The 15,531-nt window shown below is 35.0% G+C and carries 13 protein-coding genes and 3 tRNA genes; 13 read left to right on the top strand and 3 right to left on the bottom strand.

Translation table 11 applies throughout. From position 1 onward, the window contains the following. Window positions 1-60: 60 nt before the first annotated feature. Window positions 61-2,544 (bottom strand): response regulator, encoded by a 2,484-nt coding sequence (locus WHA_RS05480; protein ID WP_015589450.1) that lies wholly within the window; start codon window positions 2,542-2,544, stop codon window positions 61-63. Between the two features lie 160 nt (window positions 2,545-2,704). On the opposite strand from WHA_RS05480, the gene hemF reads away from it, so the two are divergent. The 8 genes from hemF to sucD all read left to right on the top strand — a co-directional run bounded on the left by hemF (window position 2,705) and on the right by sucD (window position 8,428). Then, window positions 2,705-3,529 (top strand): oxygen-dependent coproporphyrinogen oxidase, encoded by an 825-nt coding sequence (gene hemF / locus WHA_RS05475; RefSeq protein ID WP_015589449.1) that lies wholly within the window; start codon window positions 2,705-2,707, stop codon window positions 3,527-3,529. A gap of 81 nt (window positions 3,530-3,610) precedes the next feature. Then, the gene (locus tag WHA_RS05470; RefSeq protein ID WP_227738571.1) at window positions 3,611-4,822 is read left to right on the top strand and encodes an ankyrin repeat domain-containing protein; all 1,212 of its coding nucleotides are present in this window, start codon (window positions 3,611-3,613) and stop codon (window positions 4,820-4,822) included. Window positions 4,823-4,890: 68 nt separating this feature from the next. Further along, window positions 4,891-4,962: transfer RNA gene (locus tag WHA_RS05465), tRNA-Glu, on the top strand. Between the two features lie 28 nt (window positions 4,963-4,990). Next, on the top strand, window positions 4,991-5,677 hold the full coding sequence (locus WHA_RS05460; RefSeq protein ID WP_015589447.1) for a 16S rRNA (uracil(1498)-N(3))-methyltransferase: 687 nt from the start codon (window positions 4,991-4,993) through the stop codon (window positions 5,675-5,677). A gap of 209 nt (window positions 5,678-5,886) precedes the next feature. Then, window positions 5,887-5,960 (top strand) — tRNA-Pro (locus WHA_RS05455). A 199-nt stretch (window positions 5,961-6,159) separates the two neighbouring features. Beyond that, complete coding sequence (gene rpsU / locus WHA_RS05450) at window positions 6,160-6,360, top strand: 30S ribosomal protein S21 (RefSeq protein WP_015589446.1); 201 nt, start codon at window positions 6,160-6,162, stop codon at window positions 6,358-6,360. Window positions 6,361-6,397: 37 nt separating this feature from the next. Beyond that, window positions 6,398-7,549 carry an ADP-forming succinate--CoA ligase subunit beta gene (gene sucC, locus WHA_RS05445; RefSeq protein WP_015589445.1) on the top strand — a complete coding sequence of 384 codons (1,152 nt, stop codon included), beginning with the start codon at window positions 6,398-6,400 and terminating at the stop codon, window positions 7,547-7,549. 3 nt (window positions 7,550-7,552) lie between these two features. Continuing rightward, on the top strand, window positions 7,553-8,428 hold the full coding sequence (sucD, locus tag WHA_RS05440; protein ID WP_015589444.1) for a succinate--CoA ligase subunit alpha: 876 nt from the start codon (window positions 7,553-7,555) through the stop codon (window positions 8,426-8,428). 8 nt (window positions 8,429-8,436) lie between these two features. Here sucD and dapF read toward each other — a convergent pair whose 3' ends face one another. After that, entirely contained in the window at window positions 8,437-9,225 is a 789-nt protein-coding gene (dapF, locus tag WHA_RS05435) for a diaminopimelate epimerase (protein WP_015589443.1), read from the bottom strand. Continuing rightward, window positions 9,206-9,793 carry a nitroreductase family protein gene (locus tag WHA_RS05430; RefSeq protein WP_006279823.1) on the bottom strand — a complete coding sequence of 196 codons (588 nt, stop codon included), beginning with the start codon at window positions 9,791-9,793 and terminating at the stop codon, window positions 9,206-9,208. The genes dapF and WHA_RS05430 overlap by 20 nt, the downstream gene beginning before the upstream one ends. Before the next feature lie 85 nt (window positions 9,794-9,878). On the opposite strand from WHA_RS05430, the gene WHA_RS05425 reads away from it, so the two are divergent. The 5 genes from WHA_RS05425 (at window position 9,879) to gyrA (ending at window position 15,510) form a co-directional block, all read left to right on the top strand. Beyond that, window positions 9,879-10,406, top strand: a complete 528-nt coding sequence (locus tag WHA_RS05425) for a biotin transporter BioY (protein WP_015589442.1) — start codon at window positions 9,879-9,881, stop codon at window positions 10,404-10,406. Beyond that, a complete protein-coding gene (locus WHA_RS05420; RefSeq protein ID WP_006279825.1) occupies window positions 10,403-10,792 on the top strand; it encodes a DUF1284 domain-containing protein in 390 nt (129 codons plus the stop codon). Before WHA_RS05425 ends, WHA_RS05420 begins: the two co-directional genes overlap by 4 nt. Window positions 10,793-10,960: 168 nt before the next feature. After that, a complete protein-coding gene (locus tag WHA_RS05415; protein WP_015589441.1) occupies window positions 10,961-11,836 on the top strand; it encodes a tetratricopeptide repeat protein in 876 nt (291 codons plus the stop codon). A gap of 840 nt (window positions 11,837-12,676) precedes the next feature. Then, window positions 12,677-12,749, top strand: a tRNA-Val gene (locus tag WHA_RS05410). 52 nt (window positions 12,750-12,801) lie between these two features. Further along, window positions 12,802-15,510, top strand: coding sequence for a DNA gyrase subunit A (gene gyrA, locus WHA_RS05405; RefSeq protein WP_015589440.1), 2,709 nt, complete (start codon window positions 12,802-12,804; stop codon window positions 15,508-15,510). Window positions 15,511-15,531: the final 21 nt, after the last annotated feature.

Raw genomic sequence — 15,531 nt, 5'->3', positions numbered from 1 at the left:
TTGTATATATGCAAGAAACTTTTGCATTAGAAAATTTTTTTGTTGTTAACCACACTAAAATTAGACTGTCTTTTTTGCTTTGTGTAACACACTTTGAACCTTGTTTCCTAATTCATTCAGAGTGAATGGTTTTGGCAAAAAGTGAAAATCTTCTATATTGATGTCATCACTCTTTAAAAAAGCATCTTCTGCATACCCAGAAATAAAAATAACGTTGATATTTGGCCTATGGATCAATGCTTCTTTAACTATTTCTGGGCCGCTCACCTCTGGCATGATTACATCAGTGATTATAAGATCTATGTGTTGACTTTTTTTACTGATTATTTCTAGCGCCTCGCTGCCTATGCTTGCTTCTATTACATCAAATCCTTTTCTTTTGAGTGCTTTAGAGATGAATTCCCTTACTGAATCTTCATCTTCGATTAATAAAATTATACCATTACCTTTAATTTCACTTACTACCGGTTTTTCTGTTTCTTCACTATCTTCCTCTCTATCATTTTCATCTGATATGTAAACCATGGGCAAAAATATGCTAAATTTAGTTCCATGATTTACTTTGCTAGCAACATAGATGTATCCTTCAGTTTGTTTAATAATGCCATATACAGTAGAGAGGCCAAGACCTGTACCAGAGGTAATATCTTTGGTAGAAAAAAATGGATCAAAGATCTTTTCAGTTGTATCACTCGTCATTCCACATCCAGTATCAATTACTTCAATCACAACATAATTTCCATGTTCAATCGCTTCCTTGTCTGGAGAAAACATATCCTGAGGTGTAGAATTTAATGAGTCAATCTTTTGATTAAAGGTTCGTATAGTTAATTCTCCGCCCTTTTCCATAGCAGCACTAGCATTGACTGCTAAGTTAAGTATAACTTGCTCTAATTGCCCTTGATCAGCCCTAACAGCACCCAAGTCTCTACCATAATAAATATTAAATTTTATATTTTCACCTATTAATCTTTTTATCATTTCATAAAGATTAGCTATAGTATTATTTACATCAATAATTTTTGGCTGCAAGGTCTGTCTTCTTGAGAAAGCAAGCAATTGTCTTACTAAATTTGATCCACGCTTTGCATTTTGCTGTATCTGTATTATATCTCCAAAAGATGGTTCACCAGCTGAGTGTTGGAGTAAAAGCAAATCGCAAAATCCTATTATCCCAGTCAATATATTGTTGAAATCATGCGCAATACCACCTGCTAACTGCCCTATAGCTTGCATCTTTTGATAATGCTCAAGCTTTATCTCTAGGTTTTTGTGTTCAGTATTGTCAATAAAATAACAAAGTATGAAGATCATTTTATTATGAAGAAACTTATTGAAATATATTTTTATGTTATTACCGCCGTTGAGCTGTACATCAAAGGACGCATTATTTATTCTATTACTCGAAAAATATTCACGTATTTTCACATGATAACTATCCAATATCAATGTAAAGATTGAATTATTATCTGACCCTGCAAGCTTTATTAGTGCCGTATTTTTCTTTACAAAGTTGCCGTTTATGTCACATTGTGCAATAGCAATTGATGAATTTGCAAAACAAGGGTGTAATTGATAATCAACAAGATTTGATTCGGTTGGTGTTATAAAGCCATATATATAGCTATGGTTGTATTTATCACAAAATATAGCAGTGCTCATATAAGCCTTGAATGGAATACCACTTATAGTAAAAAACAAAATTTCATTATCGGTTATTGTATTGTTATACTTAGATTGAGATATAAAATCACTGATTGAGCTACCTTTTTCCAGTTTTTTCAGTTCAAATATGTCTAAAAATCTTTTATTTACAGATAAAATCACTCCTTTGGCATTTGCAATGTAAGTTCCTATACTGTGTTTTTCTATTAACTCTTCATATATCTGCTCCTTGTTTATCTGTGTTGCTTTTAACACAAAATACCCATCTGGCCTTGCTATTGGCACTAATGATAAATTTAAAATCTTATTACTATTTATAGCAATTTGGGGATTATCTGGTATTGGCTCAAAGAGCAAAAGAAAGTTAGATACTCTATTCTTCTTGTTTAAGGAAATGCATACCTGTACAGAAGAGTTATTTTTTAGTGCATGATAGAGTACTTTTTTGTCTGCTTCTGAAACATCTCCTATTTCAAGAATCTTGCCTAACGTAATGTCATCATCTATTATATGATCTTTAAACCTTTCGTAGAACCTTGCATCAGCATAAATAACACCCTCATCTTTATGTAAAATAAGGCAAAATTCTGTATTATGATTTAGTGCATTTGCAAATATTGCATTTTGAAATTCTATAGTATTAAGTAGGTATCTGTAGCGTTTTACATTATACATCATAAAGAGAGTTGTTAGAATGCTAACTAATAAATTAATCTCTATATTAATATGCTGACTATATATATCAAAAAAGTAGAGTATCGATATTGCTACTGGAGGTAAGAGCATAATAACTGCCATCACAACAATTGACATTCCATAATTTCTTAGTATGAAGTCAACCCTGTTCTCTTTTTTGTTATCTATGTATCTTTTACTCATTATTGTTACTTGGCATTGTTGTACATACGAAAATGTTTTATTATATTGATTTAATTATTATAGATTTATTAACGTCTTTGATAGATAATTATCATCCAAATCTAATTAAGTTCCTTAAATATCAGATATAACAATGTTAATAAGCTAGCGAGAGGGTATTATGGAAAAACAAAGAACACAAGCATTTAAATGGTTCTGTGCACTAAGAGATAAGATCATAGAATCTTTCTTATTAATTGAAAAACAATCATCCGCAGAGCCAAAGATCGAAAAGAGAAAGTGGGATCGCCCAGGTGGTGGAGGTGGTGAATCTACAATTATTTTTGGTAATGTTTTTGAAAAAGTTGGAGTAAACGTTTCAAAAGTACACGGAAAATTTGCAGATTCAGCCATCAATGAAATTCCTGGTGCAAGTGAAAGTAACGGAGAGTTCTGGGCAAGCGGTATATCTTTAGTGTCTCATATGCAATCGCCCCTTATCCCTGCAGCGCATATGAACACAAGGCTGATATATACTTCAAAACAATGGTTTGGTGGAGGAATGGATTTTACGCCAATATATAGAAATGAAGAAGATTGCAAGTATATTCATGAATCAATCAAAATGACATGTGATAGATTTGACACCGGATATTATCCAAAATTTAAAGAGCAATGTGACAATTATTTTTTCTTACAACACAGAAAAGAGCCACGTGGCATTGGTGGCATTTTCTATGATAATCTGAGTTCTGGCAACTGGGAAAACGATTTTGAGTTCACAAAAGCAGTAGGTGAAGCCTTTTTGGAAATTTATTCGCACGTCATACGTAAACATATGCAAAAATCTTGGACAAAAGAACAACGAGAAAATCAATTAATAAAACGTGGCAGATATGTAGAATTCAATCTGTTATACGATCGTGGCACAAGGTTTGGTTTAATGACGGACGGCAATCCAGATGCAATTATGATGTCAATGCCACCACTTGTTAAGTGGTTATAGAGAGCTGCTATTAGTAGAAAATAAATCATCATAGTTTAAAATTGCACCATGATAGTGAGCTTTTATATAGGGGGTATAATCATGGGCATAATAGATAATTTTTTAATTAAATCTGTCAAAAACAATGACATAAAAGGTGTTAAACTGACTCTAATTCTCTATGATGCATTAAATAGTTTTAGAAAATTCTTTTCAAAGACTATGTCTCTCAAGAATACAGGATCATTTGATATAAATAATAATCAAGCTTTAAATCAGGCTTTAGGACATGCTACAGATCACAAAATAATGGAATTGCTGATTAATCGTGGAGCTGATATCCACTCAATAGATGAGAATGGAAAGAATGTTATAATTCGTGTTATTGAGAGTTTAGCAGAATCAAAAAATCTAAAATTGGATAGTGAGAAAAACTTACCAGCAGAGATAATTCTTCACCCCACAGTTTCCTTTTTACTAGGAAAAGGCGCAGAGTATTATTCTACAGATGATTTGAATGTTGAAGCTATACAACAAAAACCTCCTAGAACCTCTGAATATGAGCCAATAACTATGTACGCTGAGGTGAACAACAATGTAATACCACCTCAAAAACCTTCTAGAACTTTTGAGTATAAGCCAAAGAGCACTAATTATGATGCTTTGCCTTCAAAAGAGCCAATTTACGCTGAGGTGTATGATGCTAAGGTTAGTAACTCATTAGGGGAGAATGGTTATTTGAGTGTATCAGAAGAATCTATTTATGCTGAAATATATGATTCACATAAAAAATCCACTGAAAATTTATCATTGGAAGATAGTGGTTATTTGAGTATATCAGAAGAACCTATTTATTGCACTATAGATGATCTTTCAGAACAAAAAAAGCCTGCTAGCCTAAAACAGAAAGAGCCAGAACAGTCGTCAGAACCTATTTATGCTAGGGTAGATTTGTCCAAGAAAAGAGCAGAAAGAAAAGCAAAAGACATAAAAGCTAATTCTGGAACTTGCCATGGGTTAGTGCAAGATAAAGTGAATGATTGGCAAGTGAAGCTAAATGAGCTAAGTGCTAATAAGTCGATAAGTCAGCAACAGACTAATGATCAAAAAATTAAGACCAAGGCTGGCTTTAGTGTAGAAGAAATAAGGCAGAAATATGAGCGTAGAGATTCTGGCTACGATTCTGGCTATGATTCCGATACAAAAGTTGAACAACAATTAGAATTAGCTCCTAAATCTGAGATAGGTTCAGTGAGTATTGAGCATGGAGTAATAGGAGGCTGTCGATATAAGATTACTGATATATCCCTCTAACTATGTGATTCAAAATAATTGAATTGACTTTATATATGTAATCGATATAACCTAGTTAGATTCAAGTTGACTCTTTCGTCTAGTGGTTAGGACACCACCCTTTCACGGTGGTAACACGGGTTCAAATCCCGTAAGAGTCACTCAAATAGAATATAATTAAAGTTTTAAATGGGAAAAATTAGGCTTTATGTTGAAGAAGCTTTATCACAAGGCGTGAGTTTAGCACTTAATCCACAACAAAGTCACTATATTTGCAATGTAATGCGGCTTAAGAAGTATGATAATCTCTCTCTTTTTAATGGAAAAGATGGAGAATGGTTAGGAGAAGTAGTTAATATATCGCGTAAATTGACAAAAATTACACTCAAAGAATGTGCCAAACAACAGCAATATGAGGAAAATTTATACCTGTATTGTGCCATGGTAAAAAGTGCTGCTTTGAACAACATAGTAAGACAGGCAACTGAAATGGGAATAACTTGCATTCAATTTATTTCAACGGAACGTACAGTAGTAAAAAACATTAACCTAAGTAGAGCAAAATTACAAGCAATCGAAGCAGCGGAACAATCCGGTAGGATGAGTATACCAGAGATTTTGCCTCCTATTAACTTTTGCGAATTACCTGATTCCCAGAGTAAAAATTTTGTTTTATGTGATGAAACAGGTAAAGCTGATAAAGTGCTGAAAGGTAAGAAAAATGTTGCTATTATTGTTGGCCCTGAAGGTGGTTTTTCATCTTATGAACTTGATCTTGCCGATAAGTTTTGTCAAAAATTGAGTCTAGGAAAAAGAATTTTAAGAGTCGATACCGCTGTGGTTGCTGCACTAACTTTCACCAATTGGTGTAGCTAGATTTTTAAATATGGCTAAGATAAAGAAATCTGGTTCAGTGTTGCGCGCACAAAAACCCTGTAGACTTTCTACGAAGCAGTCTGTTGTTAAAGAGGAGCTAATAAAAAACATATTCTAAGATAATATTAAATCTCATATTATATTTTTTCTAAAGTAAACAAATGAATCTTGCATTTTGCCTGAGTTATTGATACTCTGAGTAAAGAAGTCGGGGCGTAGCGCAGCCTGGTAGCGCATTTGGTTTGGGACCAAAGGGTCGGGAGTTCAAATCTCTCCGCCCCGATGTTAGTATAATTGTAAGAACGCTGTAACATAAGAGTAATCTCCATCAGTAAGCAAGTAGCTGACACTGGAATGACATTATTCACCATGTAAATTATGGCATATTACATTTTAACGCTCAAGTTTATAAAATAATTGACAATGTTAATTTTCTAATTTATAAATAGATTTTGAAATGATTACCGCAGGAGGTATAGAGTTTGATAGAAGTATCAGTCCATTATGGTGATGTAGACAGAGCTCTTCCAGTATTGAAAAAAACAATTCAAAAGGAAGGAAGAGGGTTGAAAATGAAAAAACAATATCATGAAAAAAAATCAGAAAAAAGAGCTAAAAAGAAAGCTGAAGCTAAAAAAAAGAGGTACCAACAAGAGTGCAGAAGGCAGCGTCATGGTTGGTAGTTTGTACTCAGGTTAATAGTTTATCATTGGTTATTTTATGAATATTCACGAATATCAAGCGAAAGAAGTTTTGCATAAATTTAATGTCCCAGTGCCAAAAGGTTTTGTTGCTACATCTGCGGAAGAAGTAAAGACTCAAGTAAGTCAATTAAAATCTGACGTGTTTGTAGTTAAAGCTCAAATTCATGCAGGTGGTAGGGGTAAAGCCGGTGGCGTAAAGCTAGCAAAGTCAGTTGAAGAAGCTCAACAGTTTGTAAAGGACATGATTGGTATGACTTTAGTTACTCATCAAACAGGGCCAAGCGGGCAGCAAGTAAGAAAAGTGTACGTTGAAGAAGGCTCAAGCATTAAGAAAGAGTATTATTTAAGCCTGGTAATCGACCCGAAGCTCAGTAGGCCAATATTCATATTTTCCTCAGAAGGTGGAATGGACATTGAAGAAGTGGCGAAAAATTCTCCTGCAAAAATTGTGAAATTTGATATTGATTCTGCTACAAGTTTTGATAGCAGCAAGTTAAGCAGCAGTTTTGATTTGAGTCCAGAACAAATAGAAAAGATATCGAACATTGCAAAAAAAATATATGATGCGTTTATTGCAACTGACGCGAGCCAAATTGAAATTAATCCACTGGTTGAAACAAATTCTGGAGATTTTATTGCGCTCGATGCGAAAATTAATTTCGATGACAATGCTTTATATCGTCACCCAGAAATTATGGAACTTCGTGATTATGATGAAGAAGTGAAAGAAGAGATAGAGGCTTCAAAATATGGGCTCAGTTACATCAAAATGGATGGCAGTATTGGTTGCATGGTAAACGGTGCAGGTCTTGCTATGGCAACAATGGATATAATAAAATACTACGGAGCAGAGCCTGCTAACTTTTTGGATGTTGGTGGTGGAGCGAGTAAAGAAACTGTAACTGAAGCATTTAAAATCATATTGTCTGATAGCAACGTAAAAGGAATTCTGGTTAACATATTTGGTGGTATAATGCGTTGCGATATTATCGCAAGTGGAATTGTTGCGGCTGCAAAAGAAATGAGCATTAAAGTTCCTCTAGTGGTTAGATTATCAGGTACTAATTTTGAAGAAGGAAAAAAAATCTTAGAAGAGTCAGGATTAAATATTATTGCTGCAGATGAACTGGGTGATGCTGCACAAAAGATAGTAAAAGAGGTAAAATAAAGCATGTCCGTTTTAGTAAACAAAGATACAAGATTAATATGCCAGGGTTTTACTGGTGCACAAGGCACATTTCATTCAGAGCAAGCAATTGATTACGGAACGAAAATGGTGGGAGGTGTAACTCCTGGAAAGGGTGGTAGCACTCACCTTAATTTACCGGTTTTTAATACTGTAGCAGAAGCCAAAGAAAAAACCGGTGCAAATGCTACAGTTATATATGTACCTGCTAAATTTGCTGCTGCTGCAATACTTGAAGCAATAGATGCAAAAATAGAATTGATAATTTGTATTACAGAGGGCATTCCTATACTTGATATGGTGAAAGTTAAGCGTGCGCTTATCGGCTCAAAAAGTCGATTGATTGGTCCCAACTGTCCGGGAATTATTACACCTGAAGAATGCAAAATAGGAATTATGCCTGGCCATATCCATAAGCGTGGACACATAGGAATTATGTCTCGCTCCGGAACTTTAACTTACGAGGCAGTAGCACAAACAACCGCTGTTGGTCTTGGTCAATCCACGTGTATCGGAATTGGGGGGGATCCAATTCATGGTATGACATTTGTCGACTGTATGGAGCTCTTTTTAAAAGATGACGATACTCATGGTATTGTAGTTATTGGTGAAATAGGTGGAAACGAAGAAGAAGATGTATCACATTTTGTGAAAACAGAAAAAACTAAAAAGCCAATCGTTGGTTTTGTAGCAGGCCAAACGGCACCTCCAGGAAGACGTATGGGACACGCTGGAGCAATCATCTCCTCCAGCGGTGGAAGTGCTGGTGCAAAACTAGAAGTTATGCGGAGTGCCGGGATTGCAATTGCTGAAACCCCTGCAGTAATTGGTAAGAAGGTATTGGAAGTAATGCATCACTAGAATTAGGGTCACAAAAACCCTATATCACCGGTCATGAATACGTTATTTGCCCATTCGATTAATAACTTGCCTCCTGGTAAATTTACTGAAGTCTGTTGGGCAACCAGATATCCACGTAGTGTGGATGCAACAAGTGCTGCACAGGCTGCACTACCGCATGATGCAGTAATGCCTGTACCTCTTTCCCAAACTCTTAAAGCTATTTCTCCAGACTTTTCAACTTGTACAATACTAACATTAATTTTCCGAGGAAATAATGCGTGATTTTCTAGCTTTGGTCCTAAATTTCGCAATGGTATTTCACTTATGTTATCAACAAAAAAAACTATGTGAGGATTGCCAATATTTACTGCAACAGGATCTTTTAGCATTTCAAGCTCTATAGGTAAGTGAAGAGTGTCACACTCAGTAGACAAGGGAATTTCATGCCATTTTAGCAAAGGTTTACCCATGTTAACCTTTATGGATTTATCACCCACTTTAAAACACTCTAAAATGCGTTTGCTTGTTAGCTCAATAATGGAGTATTCAGCACCTTTTTCTGACATTATCAAATATCCAACACAGCGTGCTGCGTTTCCGCACATTTCAGCTCGACTGCCATCAGCATTATAGATATGCATAAAACAGTCTGCAGCATTAGACATTGTTATAATTATCACTTGATCACAACTGCTTTGATCAGCAATTTGTCTATGGTTCCAGTCTAAATTGTTTGTTGAACGTGAGTCTATGATAACGAAATTGTTACCAGTGCCGTGCATTTTGATAAAATTTTCAGAATTTTGGCCACTCATCATAAAAAAATATTTCTTCTATTGGTCTTCTTTTCTTCTTACTTGTTTCAGCACCCTCTTCTTCGTAACCAACCGCTATCACTGACATTACGTTAAAGTCATTGGGTATATTGAACTCTTTCACTATTTTATCTCTATCAAATCCACCCATTTGATGGGCCATTAAGTTCATAACTGCAGCTTGTAACATAAGTCCATAATTTGCTGCACCAGTATCATGATTAGCCCAAAGATTTTCTCCTTTACCTTGTTTACGGAAGTTTTTAGCACTTAAAGATATGATTAACACTTGTGCATCTTTTGCCCATTTTTGATTAGATTCATCAAGGCAATTTAGCAGCTTTTCCCATGCGCTTTGATTGTTCTGTTTGTTGCATATTACGTATCTCCAGGGTTCATCACCAAAACATGAGGGAGTCAGCCTTACAGCTTCCATTAAAATATCCATGTCTTCCTGAGATATTGCTCTTGTAGGATCGTATGAACGTCCGCTGTGTCTTGCTTTCATCAACGATAATAGATCTTGTTTACTCATCATTTTTAATTTAATAGTGCATAAATAATTCATTGTAGCACAATATAAGCAAAATTTAAATTGCAAAACCTCTCATACACATATATTACATTTAATAAGTTATTTTTATTGGGAAGGTATGTTTATAACACAATCTAGCAGCAGATCAACACTGGCTGAAATATTGTCTTGCGTTTTACTTTTATTCTTGATGGCTCAAATAAGCATACCATTGCAGCCTGTGCCTATCACATTGCAAACTTTAGGAGTAATGCTTATTGGGCTTAAATTTAACCGCAGAACAGCATTCTATTCTGTGCTTACATATCTATCACTTGGTGCAGCAGGATTGCCTGTTCTTGCGAATTTTTCTGGTGGTTATCACGCTCTTCTTGGACCAACCGGTGGATATTTAATTGGCTGTTTAGCTGCTGTTATGGTAATGAGCAAAGTAAATGAATTACTGAACTCTAAGTATAAATCATTTGTATGTAATTCTTTAAGTTGTCTGGCTGGTACAGTTGTAATCTTTATTTGTGGTGTTAGTTGGCTTGCTGTTTACTTGGGTCTGGGACAAGCAATAATGGTGGGTGTTTTACCATTTATCCTTCCTGGTTTGATAAAAATTTTTCTACTTGTAGCAGCTTTGCAATATTTGAAAAAATGATAAAATTTCGCCCTCATCATTTCATGTGCACCCTCGCGTTTCGGGGATATGGGTATTCTCAGGGTTTTGTAGAAAATTATAAAAGGATAGCAAGCAAAGTAATTAGTACTCAAATCGAAGTAGTTGGTAACCTTGATAATATCTGTAGTGCTTGTCCAAATCAGACTAAACAAGGTAAATGCACCACACAAGCTAAAGTTTTAGAGCTAGATAGAAGGCATATGGAAATTTTAGGAATTAAAATTGGCGAGACTTTAACTTGGAATGAGGCAGTAAAAAAGATTAGGGAGAAAATGTCTTTAAAGAAATTCGAGTACGCATGTGAGGGGTGCAACTGGCAGCCATATGGAATATGTAAAAATGCCCTTTTAAATCTACAAAGGTAGTTGACAAAATGTTAAGATAAATTGAAGCATTTTTGTGGAAATAAAGCGAAATATGGAAGACAAAAGATAAATGCATTCTGAAAAGCTACACAGCATGTTCGTCCCGCTAATTAATAATATCTTTATTATTGTATGAGATAGGTAATTTAGCATTTATGAATTTGTAATGTGTTACGCATAGCTCAAAGAAATAAGGTTTACTGGTTACACGCTGCAGCCAATGCCACAACACTAGGACCTATGTTTATCTGCATGTTAATTTGCGTTGTGATTTTATGGAGGTCTTCTGTTACCTATGCTAGTGAAAATTTGGAGATACAAAAGGCCTTCGATAGTGTTGTCAAGCATATAAAAGCTGATAAAAAATATAAAGATTTTGATGTTATTGAGAGAAAAAGTGACAAATTTAATATCAAAATTTCGCAGAATTCTGGCAAGAGTTTTGACATATACTCTACTTTAAAAAAAGCAAAAGATTCCTTTGAATCAGGAGATAATGAAGCAGCTATTTCTCTCCTTAATCAGATTATCGCAAAGTTTCCTTATCATAAAAATGCTTTAATTGGATTGGGAAATATTTATTACGCTAATAAAGAATACAAAAAAGCTGTAGAGATTTACACAAGACTGTTAAAAGAACACCCTAGTAACCCTTACATATTAAAAAATTTTCTGACGATAATCTCACAATATGATCCTGATCTGGCGTTGAGTGAAATGTTAAAATTGTATGATATATATAAAAATTATGCTCCTTTATTAGCAAATTTAGGTCTGATCTATATGAAAAAGGAGGATTATGTAAAAGGTAAAGAGTATATGATAACTGCTATTTCCCTCGATGAAAACAATATTTTTTATACTTATAATTTAGCTGTTATTCTAGATAAACTTTCAGATTTTCAAAATGCTACAATATTCTACTTAAAGTTGTTAAACATGGCTACAACTTCGAAAGATGTGAGTGAAAAAATACCTTTATACAAAGTGACAGCAAGACTAAAATTTATAAAACTTCACAGCACGCACCCAAAGATTTCATAAAAGCTTATAGCTTACCTAAAGCTAATTTATCGTATCTGTTCAAGGGAGTGGCTAATGTGCAAATATTGAAGCAAAGTGTGTGACACACAGCTGTACGAACATTTGTTTGCAAAGGTAATTTGCACAACAAATGCATAACTGTACGAACATTGTGATTTTGGCCCATCAGGAGGGTGTCATCCCAGTGCTTGACACTGGGATGGCTTTGTTGCATCGCTACTTATGAAAGGCTAACTATAGTTAGGATTATAAGCAACCTATTGAAAATCTTGTTTTTTTGCAATCAATCTGATCAAATTTAAGAATAGTAATTTGTTATTTATATTAATAAATTTAATTCTATTGAAAATAGCTAAAGCATTGAAATTCTTGAATTTTAGCCGGATTGGTAAATGGTAGTGAAATTTCTTTTACTCAAATTTAGGTATTCATTGACCGTTCTTGTTATAAATACCAGAATAATAAGCTACTGATATTCGCTATCTTTTTTATCTTTAATCCATCATAGCTAGCGATGCAACAAAGCCCACTGGGATCCAGGAATTTTATTAAGTTGGCGAGCATAAAAATAGCTGTTTTATGTAAAAATACAACGTTTTAATGATTATGAAAAAGCTGGATTCCAGTGTCAAGCACTGGAATGACACCATTCTTTTTTCTGGATCCCAGTGTCGGCTACTTGGATGACACCATTTATTGTAAGGACTTACCTCACATTTACTCTATGATTATCTTTTTAGATCACCTTGTCTACCTATTTTGCCACTCTGCTGAACGGATACAATTTATTGCTATTTTTGTTTACAATAATAATATTGAGCTATAGAATTAGATCTAAAGGGGCAATTAGCTCAGCTGGTAGAGCATCTCGTTTACACCGAGGAGGTCGGCAGTTCAAGTCTGTCATTGCCCATTTGCTTAACTGAATGTTAGTATTATTAATTACTTCAATTAAAGTATAGAAAATGCAGGATAATATAGTACCAATCTCAATAGTAAAAGAGCTGGAAGATTCTTATCTTTCCTACGCAATGAGCGTTATCATAAGCCGGGCTATACCTGACGTGCGGGATGGATTTAAACCTGTTCACAGGCGCATATTATATGCAATGTCAAGAGCTGGATTCGATGCCGGTAAGCCATATAAAAAGGCAGCTCGTATAGTTGGGGATGTAATGGGGAAATATCACCCACATGGTGATGCAGCTATTTACGATTCCTTGGTTAGAATGGCCCAAGATTTCTCTCTTCTTTTACCACTTGTTGATGGGCAAGGTAACTTTGGTTCGATAGATGGAGATCCACCAGCTTCAATGCGATACACAGAAGCAAGACTTCAAAAAGTGTCGCACTTTTTACTGAATGATATTGATGAAGATACAGTTAATTTTAGGCCAAACTACGATGGAAATGAAACAGAACCAGTTGTGCTGCCTGCAGAGTTTCCGAATCTATTGGTAAACGGTGCAAGTGGTGTTGCAGTTGGTATGGCAACCAATATTCCTTCTCATAATCTTGGAGAAATAATAGATGCTTGTATATTATATGTAAATAATCCTGAAGTTACTTTGGATGAGTTACTTGAAGTGATGCCAGGGCCGGATTTTCCAACTGGGGGAACAATTCTTGGAAGGTCTGGAATAAGATCAGCATTTGCAACTGGTCGTGGATCAATTGTTGTGCAAGGCAAGACTCATATAGAAGATCTGCCACAAGATAGGCAAGCAATAGTGATTGATGAAATACCTTACCAGGTAAATAAAGTAAAATTAATTGAGAAGATAGGTGAGCTTGTAAAAGAAAAAAGAATTGATGGTATAACAGAAATTAGGGATGAGTCCGATAAGTCTGGTATTAGAGTAGTAATTGACCTCAAAAGAAATGCTGAAGCAAGTTTTATACTTAATCAAATATTGGGGCTAACTCCACTAAGAAGTAGTTTTAGTGTTAACACTTTAGTGCTCAATAACAACAGGCCTGCTTTGACGTCATTGAAAGAAATCATAGAGGCCTTTATTGATTTTAGAAAAGAAGTGTTAATCAGGAGAACAGAATTTCGTCTAAGAAAAACGAGAGAAAAAGCTCATATATATATAGGGCTCTACATTGCGGTCCTCAGCATAGATGAAGTGATAAAAATCATCCGCGGTGCAAAAGATCCTGCGGAAGCAAGTAGAGAACTTTTAAATAAAGAATGGAAAACTTCGAATGAAATCAACACTATTATCGAGTTGATTTCAGATAGCGCAAGTTTTTTGAAAGATGGAGTGTATAGATTAACTGAGCTACAAATTAAAGCTATCCTTGATATGAAACTGCAGCGTTTAACAGGCCTTGAAAAAGACAAATTAGAAGCTGAGCTAAGTTCAATGATCAACCTGATAAAAGAATATATCGCTTTTCTTGGCTCAGGAGAGAAGTTGATGAAAGAAATAAAAAACAATCTACAAGAAATAAAGAACAGATTTGCTGTGCCGCGAAAAACTTCAATAGAAGAGTCAGACGCGGACATTGAAGCTGAAGATCTAATTCCACAAGAGGATATGGTGATAACCGTAACTATGAATGGTTATATCAAGCGTGTAAAACTTTCTCACTACAGAACTCAGCGTCGTGGTGGAAAAGGAAAGCTAGGACAGGGATTAAAAGAAGAGGATGTAATCACAGAATTATTTGTTGGAAATACCCATACTAGCTTTTTATTCTTTTCTAACATTGGTCGAGTTTATAGATTAAAAGTTTATAAGTTACCTCTTGCAGAGCCAACCGCACGTGGAAGAGCACTTGTTAACATATTTCCGCTTAGCGATGGTGAAACTATAACTAATATCATGCCATTGCCAAGTGAAAATGACGAAAATCAAAACATAGTTTTTGCTACTGCCTATGGAAACATAAGGCGTAACTCCTTAGCGGACTTTCACTATATTCCAAGCAATGGAAAAATAGCAATAAAGCTCGATGAAGGAGACAAATTAGTATCGGTTAAGGTATGTAATGAAATTGACCATGTTTTACTTTCAACAACGCTTGGAAAAAGTATCAGATTTGTTGTAAGTGATGTGCGTCAATTTAAGAGTCGCAATTCAGATGGCGTAAGAGGTATCAAACTTGTAAAGAATGACAGCGTGATATCCATGACCATATTAAATGGGATAGGTGTAGCAACAGAAACAAAAGAACTTTACTTAAAAGTTCCACTTGCAAAAAGACTGGGGACTGCAATTAATAACTCCATTGATTCTAAATTGGAAAAGACTTTGAATGATTTAGGAATAGATAACGAATTATTCTTAAAACTTGCAGTGAATGAGGAGTTTATATTAACTATTACTGAAAATGGCTTTGGTAAAAGAACTTCTGCGTATGAATATAGAGTAACTAACAGGGGTGGTGTTGGTATCACCAATATTCTTACTACTAGCAGAAACGGTAATGTTGTTGCTAGTTTTCCAGTTGAGCAGGGTGATAATATAATGCTTATTACAGATAAAGGAAAGTTAATTCGCATTTCGGTCAATGAGATTAGAATTGCAGGACGCAGCACTCAAGGAGTCACTCTGTTTAAAACAGAAAGTAGAGAAAAAGTGGTGTCAGTAGCGAAAATTGAAGATCCTGATTCCACTGAAGATAGTATTTTTGAAGTTGAAAACTCTATCTCTTCTCAACCGTAGTACAGGTTAAACAAAAAGCGC

This window comes from Wolbachia endosymbiont of Drosophila simulans wHa, assembly GCF_000376605.1.
GTDB lineage: Bacteria > Pseudomonadota > Alphaproteobacteria > Rickettsiales > Anaplasmataceae > Wolbachia > Wolbachia pipientis.
Note: the sequence above shows the minus strand (reverse complement) of the source record. Positions and strands in the feature narration are given on the sequence as shown.

Excerpts from the sequence above, each read along its gene's own strand:
- WHA_RS05480 (WP_015589450.1), bottom strand. The coding sequence starts at position 2,544 with ATGAGTAAAAGATACATAGATAACAAAAAAGAGAACAGGGTTGACTTC.
- hemF (WP_015589449.1), top strand. The coding sequence starts at position 2,705 with ATGGAAAAACAAAGAACACAAGCATTTAAATGGTTCTGTGCACTAAGA.
- WHA_RS05470 (WP_227738571.1), top strand. The coding sequence starts at position 3,611 with ATGGGCATAATAGATAATTTTTTAATTAAATCTGTCAAAAACAATGAC.
- WHA_RS05460 (WP_015589447.1), top strand. The coding sequence starts at position 4,991 with ATGGGAAAAATTAGGCTTTATGTTGAAGAAGCTTTATCACAAGGCGTG.
- sucC (WP_015589445.1), top strand. The coding sequence starts at position 6,398 with ATGAATATTCACGAATATCAAGCGAAAGAAGTTTTGCATAAATTTAAT.
- sucD (WP_015589444.1), top strand. The coding sequence starts at position 7,553 with ATGTCCGTTTTAGTAAACAAAGATACAAGATTAATATGCCAGGGTTTT.
- dapF (WP_015589443.1), bottom strand. The coding sequence starts at position 9,225 with ATGAGTGGCCAAAATTCTGAAAATTTTATCAAAATGCACGGCACTGGT.
- WHA_RS05430 (WP_006279823.1), bottom strand. The coding sequence starts at position 9,793 with ATGAATTATTTATGCACTATTAAATTAAAAATGATGAGTAAACAAGAT.
- WHA_RS05425 (WP_015589442.1), top strand. The coding sequence starts at position 9,879 with ATGTTTATAACACAATCTAGCAGCAGATCAACACTGGCTGAAATATTG.
- WHA_RS05420 (WP_006279825.1), top strand. The coding sequence starts at position 10,403 with ATGATAAAATTTCGCCCTCATCATTTCATGTGCACCCTCGCGTTTCGG.
- gyrA (WP_015589440.1), top strand. The coding sequence starts at position 12,802 with ATGCAGGATAATATAGTACCAATCTCAATAGTAAAAGAGCTGGAAGAT.